Raw genomic sequence first — 12,263 nt, forward strand, 5'->3', positions numbered from 1 at the left:
AGGCTAGCCATTCCCAGGACATCATCCGTATCTGTTCGCACCTCTACATTGCAAGCCGGAAGTTCCTGGCCGCTTGCCTGAAGTTTGATGTAAAGATGGTCGACTTCAGGGATATCCCCCATATTTCAGAGAAGGGATGGACGACTTCGACGAGTGAGTACAGATGCCATCATCTTCCATGAGACCAGCCTCTCCTCCGTCGCCTCTGAGGAAAACCAGATGGCGTATAGCAAGTATGGAGAGTCTCGCAGGATCAAGAAGCTCCGCGTGAAAAGCTCCTTCAAAGAACACTTGTTCCGGATTGAGAACATGGAAGGTTCCAGCAACACCTTGATCTGCTCGGAGGACTTTCGTGCTTACGTTGGGGATAGTCTCAGCGGCGTCAAATTTGTTGATACCACCGATGCGGAATGGCCGCGAATCAAGCCGATCTGACTCACGACCAGTTCCTGCGTGACGTACCGTGAGGAATTAGCTGAGCGCGGGCTAAGTCGGTCGCTGCGACCGCCGACCTCAGCTCTGCGAGGTGTCAACCTTAGTCGGCAAGCGTTGCAGTCCTGCTGGGTAACCTCGATCTCGAACCAAAACGTACATCCAAATCACGCCGACGCTGCTCAATGTGGGGTGCGGTACCTCGATCTAGTATTCGAGTATCAGCACTTGGGTACTCAAACGCATGGTCACTCATGAGGCCTCACTGGCGAACCTATTGTGGAAGAAACTGGTAAGCACTCGCAGCCGGCAGAGAGCTTCTTCTGGCAAGCTCTTTTCCCCTTCCCCTGAAGCAAAGGCTTCAGCCAGATACCAGCCAACTTGGCGCTTCGTCGGTTGTTTTGTTAGGAGCAGCTTTTTCGAGATTAGCTTCTCAGTTTCGCTGCCAAGCAACTTCTCGATGGCCATTCCAGTGAACTCCCCCGCTACGTGAGAGAGGGTGAGTACTTGGGCCTGTGTGAGATACCACTCTTGCTCGTACTTAAGGGCAGACTTCTTCCCCTCTTTGTCGTCATCAAGGAGGATTGAAAAACGAACCCCTTGCCCCATAAGTTGGGACACCAGTGGGCCGGCAGCACCGGATCCGGTTCCCGGTATAATGCTGAATCTCCGGTTTTTCTCCGCGCTGTATGCAATTGATAGGGCATAAAAGTCTGTTATGCCTTCGACGATTAGATAGGGGCCGGTCCCCACAATGTCTGGAGCGACATACTCCAGTTTTTCGACGACTGGTTGGAAATAGCTAGAGCGGCTAGGATACTTGGATACAAAATTTCGATAAGCTGTGGCTGATATGTTTGTCGGATTGCTATCTAGCCCAAAGCTGTCCTCCCCATCATAGTCAAGGGCAGAGTTTTCGACTATGTATGCGGATCCCAGCCATCGCGGATTTATCATATGATGGCTATGGGTGGAGTAAATTATTTTATTTCCGCTGGAGGCAATTTTCGAGAAGCTTGCTAATAGCTCAGCTTGAGCTTTCGCATGGAGATTTGCGGCGGGCTCGTCGAATACAAATATCGTCTTTCTTTCCTTGCCTCTGTTGAATCCGGTGAAAAGAAGGAATGAGAAGAACCATCTAAATCCAAGGGATCTTTCATTGATTGCGAATTTCGATTCGCCGTCCGTCACGTGAAATGTCGCGTACGGAATGTCGCCGTTTTCGGCATCGACGCCCCAGTCAATAGATATGGCCTTAATAGATACGGCTCTTTGGAATATGCGGTGCCAGCTTCCCAATACCTCTTTGGTCACAGCACTGGATATTCTCTGAAAGACCGAGTCGATGGGGGATTTGCTCGGGCTGCCGAATAGCGTGGAAAGCCAAGAGGGTGAAGCGTTTTGCGCTTCCTTATAGTCCTTGATTCTTTGGACGACATGTTTTTCGATGGAAAGCTTGTCCTCCAGGCTGTCAAGGATGTCTTGGAAGGCGAACCTGTAATGCCGGTTTAGTGCGGACTCCCCGTCATGCTCTTGGAGGTAGATCTTTTGAGGCATGTCAACCAAGAACGTTGGAAAATATGAAACTTGTGGCATTTTTCTTTGAATGCCATTTACTATGTCTAGCCAAAAGTCGTACTTGCCGGGCTCCTCCGGTCTTTTGTATCGAGTGAATTTTGTTGCTTTTCCCTTCTTCGTAAAGAGATCAAATGTCCAGTAATTTCTAGAGTCTTTAAGTGAACTGTCCTCGTATTCAAATCTCTTCGTGGCGATGATATTTTTGAGGAGCTCTGATCGAAGCTTTATTCCCTTGCTCGCTGCTAACCTCTCAATATCCTTTATGTCTGCTTCGGAGAGGGATACCTCTGCTGAGATTTCTATTCTCCCAGAGTATGCCGCCTTCTTGTGCATCGGGATGAGGCCAAGTCCTGTTGCTTTGGAGTGGGGGCTGTCGAACAGACTCGCGACAGACCTATTCCCGGTGATGAAGTGGGAAAGAGCCTCCAGAATGGTTGTCTTTCCACTTTCATTGAGGCCGATAAGTGTAACCACAGGGCTTGTAGACTTTCCTTCAAGGTCCAAGTCGACGCTTTCAATTCCCTTGAAATTTCTAATTGATAGCTTTTCAATCGTCGGCATGTCTTTGCTCCCTTCTGAAAATTATCTGATGACGGACTCTATCTTGCCCTCAAATCGCAGTCCATATGGTTGTGCCTTCGCCTCGGCCTGAAGAAATTATTGACGCAATTCCTGTCACGGCAGCTTCGCGATCACCTTGATCTCGAACTGGAACCCATACAGCCAGGTCACGCCGATGCCGGTCAGGGCCGGGTGCGGCGCCTCGCCCCAATACCCGGGCACGATCGCCCAGGCCTTCTCGAAGTTCGTTTCCGGATCGACCAGGAACACGGTCACGTCGACCACGTCATCGAAGGTGCAGCCGGCGGCGGCCAGCACCGCGTTGAGGTTCTCGAAGGCGCGGCGCACCTGGGTTTCGAAATCCGGCTCGGGCGAGCCGTCCTCGCGGCTGCCGACCTGGCCGGAAACGAACAGGAAGCCATTGGAACGGATCGCCGGCGAGTAGCGGTTGCGTTCGTACAGGGCCTGGCGCCCGGCGGGGAAAACGACATCTCGCTGTGACATGGGGAAGATCCCGTGGGAGAAAACGCCATCCTCCTCGTCGCCGCTGTCTGGATAAACCGCGATGATCGGCCTAGATTGATTGCCAATCCCAAACAATCATGGCCCGCCATGGACCGTTTCGAGGCGATGCGGGCCTTTGCCCGCGTGGTGGAAACCGGCAGCTTCACCCGCGCCGCGCAGACCCTGCAGATCAGCCGCACTACGGCCACGCAGCTGGTGCAGCAACTGGAGGCGCACCTGCGGCTGCGCCTGCTCAACCGCACCACCCGGCGGGTCAGCGTCACCGCCGACGGCGCGGCCTATTACCCACGCATCGCCCGCCTGCTGGCCGAGCTGGAAGAGGTGGAGGGCGGGCTGGGCGACGCGGCCACCCAACCGCGCGGACGCCTGCGCGTGGATGTGCCGGGGCCGTACGCGCGGTTGCGGCTGGTGCCGGCGTTGCCGGATTTCCAGGCGCGCTACCCGGAGATCCAGCTGGACATCGGCGTCAGCGACCGCGAGGTCGATGTCATCGCCGACAACGTCGACTGCGTGATCCGCGGCGGTACCCCGGCCGACCCGGCGCTGGTGGCACGGCCGTTGGCTGCGCTGCCGATCGGTTTCCACGCCAGCCCGGGCTATGTGCAGCGCTTCGGGTTGCCTGCCGACCCGCGCGCGCTGGACGGGCCCGATCACCACATGGTTGGCTTCCTCAGCCCGCGCAGTGGCCGGGCGCGGGTGTTCAGTGCGCAGCGCGGCGATGAGCGCATCGAGGTGCAGGGCCGCTACGCGGTCGGCTTCGATGATGGAAACGCTTATCTGGCCGCTGCGCTGGCCGGCCTGGGCGTGGTCGCGCTGCCCAGCTACATGGCCGATCCGCACGTGGCGCGCGGTGAGCTGCTGCCGGTGCTGCAGGACTGGCAGCTGCCGCCGATGCCGATGCACGTGATGTTCCCGCCGAACCGGCACATGAGCCAACGGCTGCGGGTGTTCATCGACTGGGCGGTGGAAACGTTGGGGTGAGTGCATCGGTCGCGTGCGAAAATCCGCGTGCACGTACTGGAGAACGCAGTCCCTGATGAGCCGCATCGTTGCACTGGATACCGAAACCACCGGCATCTCCTACCGCCTGGGGCACCGGGTCATCGAAATCGGTGCCGTCGAACTGATCGATGGCCAGCTCAGCGGCCGTCAGTTCCACACCTACCTGCAGCCGCAGCGCAAGGTCGACTGGGGCGCGCAGCGCGTGCATGGCATCAGCGATGCGATGCTGGTGGGCAAGCCACTGTTCTCCAGCAAGGCCGCTGAACTGCTGGATTTCCTGCGCGGCAGCGAGATGGTCGCGCACAACGCCACCTTCGATGTGGGCTTCCTGGACAACGAGCTGCGCCTGGCTGGTATCCCCGGCACGCTGGCCCAGCATTGCCGCATCACCTGCAGCCTGAAGCTGGCGCGCGGGCGCTGGCCGGGCCAGGGCAACAAGCTGGACGATGTGCTGCAGCGCCTGCGCATTCCCGGCAACCGGGGCCTGCACGGCGCGCTGAAGGATGCCCATCTGCTGGCCCAGGTGATTCCGCACCTGCGTTGAGGCCTGGCCGCTGTTACATCGGCCGCAACCAGCGCTCGATCATTGCCACGCCACCTGCCACCCCGTCCTCATCGCCCATCGCTACGCCCAGAGCCGCCGCGCGTGCGCGTGTTGCTTCGGTTTCAGCGAAGGCGATGGCTGCTGCCAGCGTTGCTGCATCCAGTCGTTTCGGTGACAACGGTGCCGGTGCCACGCCCAATCGATACAGGCGATCGGCCCAGAAGAACTGATCCGCGGCGAATGGCATCACCAGCGAGGGAATGCCGGCGCGGCAGGCCGAATGCGTAGTGCCGCTGCCACCATGGTGGATGGCGAGTGCGCAATGCGGGAACAGTGCTTCGTGTGGCGTCGGGCCGAGCACGAAGACCGAATCGGGCAAGGTCATCGCAGGCAGTCCCATCCAGCCGGGGAACAGCAGGACACGCCGCGGTGCCAGCGCCTGCAGCAAGGCCGGCAGCACGCGATCGCGATCAAAGCCGGTCATGCTGCCAAAACCCAGGTAGACCGGCGGCGGGCCGGCATCGAGGAAAGCCTGCAGGCCGGCCGGGGGTGTCCACGGGGCATCCGGAAGCCGCCATTGGCCACAGACGATGTGGTCGGCTGGCCAGTCCGCCGGTGGCGGCAGCAGCTGTGGCGAGATGCCATAGAGCATCGGCAGGCCGGACCACAGCGAGCGGCGCGGCGATTGCCCCAGCTGCTTGCGGGCCTCGTTGATCGGCCGGCGGAACTGTCGCCAGATCAGGCCGTTGACCAGACCGTAGCTGGCCCGGTTCAACCAGCCCGGCGAGCGTCCAGGTGGCAGGAACGGGGAGCGGAAGGCACGCGTCGGGGTCAGCGGAATCATGCCGGTGCCGATCACCGGCAGACCCCGGTGTTCGCCCACGCTCATGCCGACAAAGGCCGCCAGCCCACCCGTCAGAATCGCGTCGCAACCCTCGGCCGCCGCATCCGCCTGGCGCATCCAGCCACTGACATGCTGCACCGCCATCCGTGCCAGGCCGGTACTGGCGGCGGCGACACCGTTGCCACGCGAGACCAGTGCGACCACTTCGTCATGGATGTCACCTTCCAGGGCCGCATGGGGCACATTCAGCGCCCGCGCGCTGCCCAGGGTGCCGCCGTCGGCCAGCAGTGTCACCTCGTGGCCTGCGCCAATCAGGCCATGGCAGAGCATGGCCAGGGGGCGTGTATCGCCTTCGGTTCCGTAGGTCAGGGCCAGCAGCCGCATGGAAAGCTCCGCAGTGGACGGCGCCAGTATGGAGGCTGGCGAGGAGGGCTGGCACTGTCGCGTTCAGCCGCAGCCTGTGGGTAACTTGCGCAAGTGCTTGAACCCGTGCATAATGCGCGGCTCGCTGTGTCCGGTTTTCTACCGGGCGGCGCCCCCGGGAGCACGTCCCCGGCCGCCCAACGCCAGCGTAACCCTTTGATTCTCTTGACGTGTGGTGGGCAACCATCGAGGCCGCCGTCTCCCGGGCTACGGGCTGACAACAACTACTATCGAGGTGCGCAATGTCCCGCGTATGCCAGGTTTCCGGCAAGCGAGTGCAGACGGGTAACAACGTCTCGCACGCCAACAACAAGACCCGTCGTCGTTTCCTGCCGAATCTGCACGAGCGCCGTTTCTGGGTGGCCAGCGAGAACCGCTGGGTCAAGCTTCGTGTTTCCGCGCATGCACTGCGCACCATCGACAAGAACGGCATTGATTCCGTTCTGGCTGAGCTGCGTGCGCGCGGCGAAAAGGTCTGAGGAGTAAAGCATCATGGCAGGCAAGCGCGATAAGGTCCGTATGATTTCCTCGGCCGGTACCGGCCACTTCTACACCACGGACAAGAACAAGAAGAACACCCCGGGGAAGATGGAATTCCTGAAGTACGATCCGGTCGTGCGCAAGCACGTCCTGTACAAGGAAGGCAAGATCAAGTAATCCGCAAGGATGGCTGGTCCCCGCGAAGAAACCCGCCCTTGTGGCGGGTTTTTTCATGTCTGGCATCCGGATGGTGGGTGCCGACCGTGGTCGACACGCGGGTTCAAGGCAGTCGAGCGCGGCTCGACTCTACAAAGGCCGGTGGGCAGAATGGCCCATCACCTCCCGACGGGCGACACGATGCTGTTCGAGTGGTTGCTGGGTTCGTACCTGCTGCTGATCGACTGGCTGATCCGGCTGGTCGCGCTGTGCTGGATCCCCACCCGCACCACGCCGGGGGCGGCGCGCAGCTGGCTGCTGCTGGTCGGCTTCGTGCCGCTGCTGGGCCTGCCGCTGTACCTGCTGTTCGGCCACCCGTGGCTGTCGCGCGAGCGTATCCGTCGCCAGGCCGAGGCCTCGCAGGTGATCCGCGAGGAACAGGCGCTGCAGCATCGCCTGCGCTGGGCCCCGCGGCCGGACACCGCCTGCGCCGAGATCGTGCCGTTGGTGCAGCGCCAGGGCGACTTCATGCCGGTGCATGGCAACGCGGTCGACCTGCTGACCGACTACGACGAATCACTGCACACGCTGATCGCCGACATCGATCAGGCCGAAGACCGCGTGCACCTGCTGTACTACCTGATGTTCGATGACGCGGTGGGCGAGGCGGTGGTCGAGGCATTGCAGCGTGCGGCCGCACGTGGCGTGCAGTGCCGCGTGCTGCTCGACGCGGTCGGTGCCAAGCGCGGCCTGCGCGCCTACCGCAAGCGCCTGCAAGCGCGCGACATCGAAGTGCGCGCGATGCTGCCCGGTGGCCTGCGCTGGCGCCGCAGTGGGCGCATGGACCTGCGCAACCACCGCAAGATCGCGGTGATCGACAACGAAGTGGCCTATGTCGGTTCGCAGAACCTGGCGGGCCCGCAGTTCGTGCCCGGCCACCCGAACCGCGAGCTGGTGGCGCGCGTGCGCGGCCCGGCGGTCGCGCACCTGGAGGCGGTGTTCGCCAGCGACTGGTACATGGAAACCGGCCAGCGCCTGGACGTGATCGCCGATGTGCCCGAGTGCAGCGACGACATCGCCACCCAGCTGCTGCCCAGCGGCCCGGCCTACCCCTACAGCAACGCACGCGATGCGGTGGCGGCGCTGATCCACCTGGCACGGCGCCGGCTGGTGATGGTCACCCCGTACTTCGTGCCCGACGAAGCCACGTTGAGCGCGCTGCGCATCGCGGCGTTGTCCGGCGTGGACGTGCAGCTGATCCTGTCGGCCAGCAACAACCAGCGGCTGACTTCATGGGCGCAGGAGGCGTACTACGACGAACTGCTGCGCTGTGGCGTGCGCATCGCCCTGTACGAACCGCAGTTCCTGCACGCCAAGCACATGAGCGTGGACGAGGACATCGCCGTGCTCGGCTCGATCAACATGGATATCCGCTCGTTCGCGCTGAATGCCGAAATCGGCCTGATCTGCTACGACCGCGCGCTGGTCCAGCAGCTGTGCGCGATCGAGGACGGCTACCTGCGCGAGTCACGACAGCTGGACCTGCAGCAGTGGCGCAGCCGCCCCACGTGGCGGCGCAGCCGCGAAGGCATCGCACGCTTGGCCGATGCGTTGATGTGAGGCAAGGCCGGCCGCCCACTTCGGCAATCCGGCCTGTCATCGCCGATGACCTACAATCAGCACATGACTGATTCACCGCGTAATGGCGAACTGGACCTGGCGATCATCGGTGGCGGCGCGGCCGGGGTGCTGGTGGCGATCCAGGTGTTGCGCCAGGCCCAGGCGCCGTTGGTGCTGGCCATTTTTGAGCCGGCCTCGCAGCTGGCGCAGGGCATCGCCTATGCCACACCGTGGCCCGAGCACCTGCTGAACGTGCCGGCGGCGAAGATGAGTGCGTTTGCCGACCAGCCCGGCGATTTCCTCGACTACCTGATGGTTGCCAATGCCTACCCGGGCGAGGCGCGCGAGGTGCTGGGCGAGCGCTACGTGTGCCGGCACTATTTTGCGGCCTACCTGCAGCAGCGCCTGCAGGAGGCCGCCGCCGCCAGCCCGGCGCAGCTCCGGGTGATCGCGCAGCCAGTGCTGGGCCTGCAGCCGGATGACCACGGCTACCGCCTGCAGCTGGGCGATGGCCACACGCTGCACGCCGCGCAGGCGGTGCTGGCCACGGGCAACAGCATGCGCCCGCTGCCGGTGGCCGGTGCCGATGCGCTGCCTGCCGACGATGTGATCGAGGCCTGGGACTACGACGGCGTGCGCACCCTGGCCGGCGAGCAGGCCGTGGCCATTGTCGGCTCCGGCCTGAGCATGGCCGACACCGTGCTGGCGCTGGTCGCCGCCGGCCACACCGGCCCGCTGCACGTGATCTCGCGCCACGGTCTGCTGCCGTTGCCGCATGCGCATGGCGGCCTGCCCACGTTCGACCCTGCCACGTTGCTGCCGATGAACCTGCGCCAGCGCCTGCGCGCGCTGCGCGGATTCGCGTGCCAGGCCCAGGCCGACGGCCTGCCGTGGCAGGGCGTGATGGACCGCATCCGTCCGCACGGGCAGGCGCTGTGGTGCAGCCTCGATGAGGCCGACCAGCGCCGCTTCCTGCGCCATGTGGTGCGCTATTGGGACGTGCATCGCCACCGCATCGCCGAAGAGGTCGACGCGCAGCTGCAGTCCCTGCAGGACAGCGGCCAACTGCGTATCCACCGGTCCCGCCTGCAGCGCGTCTGCCGCGAAGGCGATGCCCTGCAACTGTCCGGCCGCGATGCCTCGGGCAATGAACAGCAGTGGACGATCGGCGGGGTGATCAACGCCACCGGCGTGGAAACCCGTGCCAGTGCCTTGCGCAATCCGTTGCTGCAGCAGCTGCAGGCTGATGGGCTGGCACGCTCCGGCCCGCACGGGCTGGGCCTGGACAGCACGGTGCCGGGCGACCGCCTGTGTGCCGCCGGTGGCCAGCCGCAGGCACGGCTGGGCGTGCTTGGCAGCCTGCGCATCGGCAGCCTGTGGGAAAGCCTGGCGGTGCCTGAACTGCGTCAGCAGGCGCAGGCACTGGCCACCCAGGTGGTCGCAGGAGCCGCGACGGCGATGCCGTAAAATGGGGGCATGGATGTCTCCCACCTGCTTGATGGCCTGAACCCGGCCCAGCGCGAAGCCGTCTCCGCTCCCCCCGGCCACCACCTGGTGCTGGCCGGTGCCGGTTCCGGCAAGACCCGCGTTCTCACCCACCGCATCGCCTGGCTGCATGAAGTCGATGGCGTGCCGACCCACGGCATTTTCGCGGTGACCTTCACCAACAAGGCGGCCGGCGAAATGCGCCACCGCATCGACGCCCAGCTGCCCAACGGCAGCCGTGGCATGTGGATCGGCACCTTCCACGGCCTGGCCAACCGCCTGCTGCGCCTGCACTGGCAGGACGCGAAGCTGCCCGAAGGCTTCCAGGTGATGGATTCGGACGACCAGCTGCGGCTGGTCAAGCGCGTGGTGCAGGCGCTGGAACTGGACGACGGCAAGTACCCGGCCAAGCAGATCGCGTGGTGGATCAACGCGCAGAAGGACGAGGGCCGTCGCCCGCAGCACATCCAGCCCGAGCCGCACGACGCCTGGCTGGAAACCATGCGCCAGGCCTACATCGAGTACCAGGCACGCTGCGACCGCGCCGGTCTGGTCGACTTCGCCGAGTTGCTGCTGCGCGCGCACGAACTGCTGCGCGACAACCCGGCGCTGCTGGCGCACTACCGCGCCCGCTTCCGCGAAATCCTGGTGGACGAGTTCCAGGACACCAACGCCATCCAGTACGCCTTCGTGCGCGTACTGGCCGGCGATTCCGGCCACGTGTTCGTGGTCGGTGACGATGACCAGGCCATCTACGGCTGGCGCGGTGCCAAGGTCGAGAACGTGCAGGGCTTCCTGCGCGACTTCCCGGGCGCGCAGACCATCCGCCTGGAGCAGAACTACCGCTCCACCGCCAACATCCTCGGCGCCGCCAACGCGGTGATCGCGCACAACCCGGACCGCATCGGCAAGCAGCTGTGGACCGACAGCGGCGACGGCGAGCCGATCGACCTGTACGCGGCGTACAACGAGATGGACGAAGCGCGCTACATCGTCGAGCGTGCCCGCCAATGGGTGCGCGATGGGGGCAGCTACACCGAAGTGGCCGTGCTCTACCGCAGCAACGCGCAGTCGCGCGCGCTGGAAGAAGCGCTGCTGAGCGAACAGGTGCCGTACCGTGTGTACGGCGGCATGCGCTTCTTCGAGCGTGCCGAAATCAAGGATGCGCTGGCCTACCTGCGCCTGTTGTCCAACCGCAACGATGACGCCGCCTTCGAGCGCGCGGTCAACACGCCGACGCGTGGCATCGGCGACCGCACGCTGGACGAGGTGCGCCGCGAGGCGCGCGCGCAGGGCATCTCGCTGTGGGAAGCGACCATGCTGGTCACCCAGGGCAGCGCGCTGGCCGCACGTGCGCGCAATGCGCTGGCCGGCTTCCTGGTGCTGGTCAACGAGCTGCAGGCGCAGACCGTGCACATGACCCTGGCTGAGCGCGTGGACCACGTGCTGGCCCGCTCGCAGCTGCGCGAGCACTGGAGCAAGGAAAGCCGCAACGCGCTGGACTCGGAATCGCGCACCGACAACCTCGACGAACTGGTCTCGGTGGCCTCGCGCTTCGTGCGCCGGGCAGATGATATCGAGGAAGTGGGCGAGGACATGGACGAGCTGGTCGCGTTCCTGGCCTATGCCGCGCTGGAAGCCGGCGAGGGCCAGGCGCAGGCGGGCGAGGACGGCGTGCAGCTGATGACCCTGCATTCCGCCAAGGGCCTGGAGTTCCCGCTGGTGTTCCTGGCCGGACTGGAGGAAGGCCTGTTCCCCAGCGCACGCTCGCTGGAGGAAAGTGGGCGGTTGGAAGAAGAGCGCCGCCTGGCCTACGTCGGCATCACCCGCGCGCGCCAGAAGCTGGTGCTGAGCTACGCCGAATCGCGCCGCATCCACGGCCAGGACAACTACAGCCTGCCGTCGCGCTTCCTGCGTGAGATCCCGCGCGAGCTGCTGCACGAAGTGCGCCCGAAGGTGCAGGTCTCGCGGCCGGCTTCGATGGGCGCCAGCCGGGTGATGGGCCACGCCTCGATCGAGGCACCGCCGATCAAGCTCGGCGCACTGGTCACCCATCCGAAGTTCGGCGAAGGCATGGTGACCGACTACGAAGGCAACGGCGCCCACGCCCGCGTGCAGGTCGAGTTCGCCGACGCCGGCAGCAAGTGGCTGGTGATGGCGTATGCCAACCTGACGGTGATCTGATCACCGTCGAGGGGCGGATCCCTCCCGCAGGGAGGGCTCTGACCCCGGTGCGGAAAACGCTGCCGAGCATGGTTCGGCTCTACAAAGGCGAGTATCCATGACCCGCAACGTGCTCTTCCTCTGCAGCCAGAACCGCCTGCGCAGCCCGACGGCCGAGCAGGTGTTTGCCGATTGGCCAGGCATCGAGACCGCCTCGGCCGGGCTGCTGGCCGATGCCGAGGAAGTGCTCAGCCCCGAGCTGCTGCAGTGGGCCGATATCGTGTTCGTGATGGAGCGCACCCACCGCAACCGTCTGTCCAGCCGTTACAAGGCATGGCTGAAGGGCAAGCGGGTGATCTGCCTGGATATTCCGGACGACTACGAGTACATGGACCCGGTGCTGGTGGAGTTGCTGAAGCGCAAGGTCACGCCTTTCCTGCGCTGACGGAC

General features: G+C 63.7%; 12 protein-coding genes. 9 read left to right on the top strand and 3 right to left on the bottom strand.

Annotation, left to right across the window (positions count from 1 at the left end):
* Positions 1–153 precede the first annotated feature (153 nt).
* A complete protein-coding gene (locus tag V3B30_RS07580; RefSeq protein WP_262084206.1) occupies positions 154–435 on the top strand; it encodes a hypothetical protein in 282 nt (93 codons plus the stop codon).
* A gap of 249 nt (positions 436–684) precedes the next feature.
* On the opposite strand, the gene V3B30_RS07585 is transcribed toward V3B30_RS07580, so the two are convergent.
* Both V3B30_RS07585 and V3B30_RS07590 read right to left on the bottom strand, forming a co-directional pair.
* On the bottom strand, positions 685–2,571 hold the full coding sequence (locus V3B30_RS07585; RefSeq protein ID WP_262084207.1) for an ATP-binding protein: 1,887 nt from the start codon (positions 2,569–2,571) through the stop codon (positions 685–687).
* 114 nt (positions 2,572–2,685) lie between these two features.
* Complete coding sequence (locus V3B30_RS07590; protein ID WP_262084208.1) at positions 2,686–3,075, bottom strand: RidA family protein; 390 nt, start codon at positions 3,073–3,075, stop codon at positions 2,686–2,688.
* Between the two features lie 108 nt (positions 3,076–3,183).
* Here V3B30_RS07590 and V3B30_RS07595 point away from each other — a divergent pair, with 108 nt between their 5' ends.
* The gene (locus V3B30_RS07595; protein ID WP_262084209.1) at positions 3,184–4,077 is read left to right on the top strand and encodes a LysR family transcriptional regulator; all 894 of its coding nucleotides are present in this window, start codon (positions 3,184–3,186) and stop codon (positions 4,075–4,077) included.
* A 55-nt stretch (positions 4,078–4,132) separates the two neighbouring features.
* The gene (locus V3B30_RS07600) at positions 4,133–4,642 is read left to right on the top strand and encodes a DNA polymerase III subunit epsilon (protein WP_100474782.1); all 510 of its coding nucleotides are present in this window, start codon (positions 4,133–4,135) and stop codon (positions 4,640–4,642) included.
* Between the two features lie 13 nt (positions 4,643–4,655).
* Here the strand turns inward: V3B30_RS07600 and V3B30_RS07605 are convergent, their stop codons facing one another.
* On the bottom strand, positions 4,656–5,870 hold the full coding sequence (locus V3B30_RS07605) for a glycosyltransferase (protein WP_100474779.1): 1,215 nt from the start codon (positions 5,868–5,870) through the stop codon (positions 4,656–4,658).
* Positions 5,871–6,151: 281 nt separating this feature from the next.
* Between V3B30_RS07605 and rpmB the strand changes: the two genes are divergently transcribed.
* The 6 genes from rpmB (at position 6,152) to V3B30_RS07635 (ending at position 12,258) form a co-directional block, all read left to right on the top strand.
* Positions 6,152–6,388 (top strand): 50S ribosomal protein L28, encoded by a 237-nt coding sequence (gene rpmB, locus V3B30_RS07610; protein WP_005411638.1) that lies wholly within the window; start codon positions 6,152–6,154, stop codon positions 6,386–6,388.
* Between the two features lie 10 nt (positions 6,389–6,398).
* Positions 6,399–6,566, top strand: a complete 168-nt coding sequence (gene rpmG, locus V3B30_RS07615; protein WP_169411268.1) for a 50S ribosomal protein L33 — start codon at positions 6,399–6,401, stop codon at positions 6,564–6,566.
* 180 nt (positions 6,567–6,746) lie between these two features.
* A complete protein-coding gene (gene cls / locus V3B30_RS07620) occupies positions 6,747–8,165 on the top strand; it encodes a cardiolipin synthase (RefSeq protein ID WP_262084334.1) in 1,419 nt (472 codons plus the stop codon).
* Between the two features lie 45 nt (positions 8,166–8,210).
* Positions 8,211–9,632 (top strand): FAD/NAD(P)-binding protein, encoded by a 1,422-nt coding sequence (locus V3B30_RS07625; RefSeq protein ID WP_262084210.1) that lies wholly within the window; start codon positions 8,211–8,213, stop codon positions 9,630–9,632.
* A gap of 9 nt (positions 9,633–9,641) precedes the next feature.
* The gene (gene uvrD / locus V3B30_RS07630; RefSeq protein WP_262084211.1) at positions 9,642–11,834 is read left to right on the top strand and encodes a DNA helicase II; all 2,193 of its coding nucleotides are present in this window, start codon (positions 9,642–9,644) and stop codon (positions 11,832–11,834) included.
* 97 nt (positions 11,835–11,931) lie between these two features.
* Positions 11,932–12,258, top strand: coding sequence for a low molecular weight protein tyrosine phosphatase family protein (locus tag V3B30_RS07635; protein WP_262084212.1), 327 nt, complete (start codon positions 11,932–11,934; stop codon positions 12,256–12,258).
* Positions 12,259–12,263: the final 5 nt, after the last annotated feature.

The organism is Stenotrophomonas sp. SMYL41 (assembly GCF_036319965.1).
Taxonomy (GTDB): domain Bacteria; phylum Pseudomonadota; class Gammaproteobacteria; order Xanthomonadales; family Xanthomonadaceae; genus Stenotrophomonas; species Stenotrophomonas maltophilia_R.

Excerpts from the sequence above, each read along its gene's own strand:
- V3B30_RS07585 (WP_262084207.1), bottom strand. The coding sequence starts at position 2,571 with ATGCCGACGATTGAAAAGCTATCAATTAGAAATTTCAAGGGAATTGAA.
- V3B30_RS07590 (WP_262084208.1), bottom strand. The coding sequence starts at position 3,075 with ATGTCACAGCGAGATGTCGTTTTCCCCGCCGGGCGCCAGGCCCTGTAC.
- V3B30_RS07595 (WP_262084209.1), top strand. The coding sequence starts at position 3,184 with ATGGACCGTTTCGAGGCGATGCGGGCCTTTGCCCGCGTGGTGGAAACC.
- V3B30_RS07600 (WP_100474782.1), top strand. The coding sequence starts at position 4,133 with ATGAGCCGCATCGTTGCACTGGATACCGAAACCACCGGCATCTCCTAC.
- V3B30_RS07605 (WP_100474779.1), bottom strand. The coding sequence starts at position 5,870 with ATGCGGCTGCTGGCCCTGACCTACGGAACCGAAGGCGATACACGCCCC.
- rpmB (WP_005411638.1), top strand. The coding sequence starts at position 6,152 with ATGTCCCGCGTATGCCAGGTTTCCGGCAAGCGAGTGCAGACGGGTAAC.
- cls (WP_262084334.1), top strand. The coding sequence starts at position 6,747 with ATGCTGTTCGAGTGGTTGCTGGGTTCGTACCTGCTGCTGATCGACTGG.
- V3B30_RS07625 (WP_262084210.1), top strand. The coding sequence starts at position 8,211 with ATGACCTACAATCAGCACATGACTGATTCACCGCGTAATGGCGAACTG.
- uvrD (WP_262084211.1), top strand. The coding sequence starts at position 9,642 with ATGGATGTCTCCCACCTGCTTGATGGCCTGAACCCGGCCCAGCGCGAA.
- V3B30_RS07635 (WP_262084212.1), top strand. The coding sequence starts at position 11,932 with ATGACCCGCAACGTGCTCTTCCTCTGCAGCCAGAACCGCCTGCGCAGC.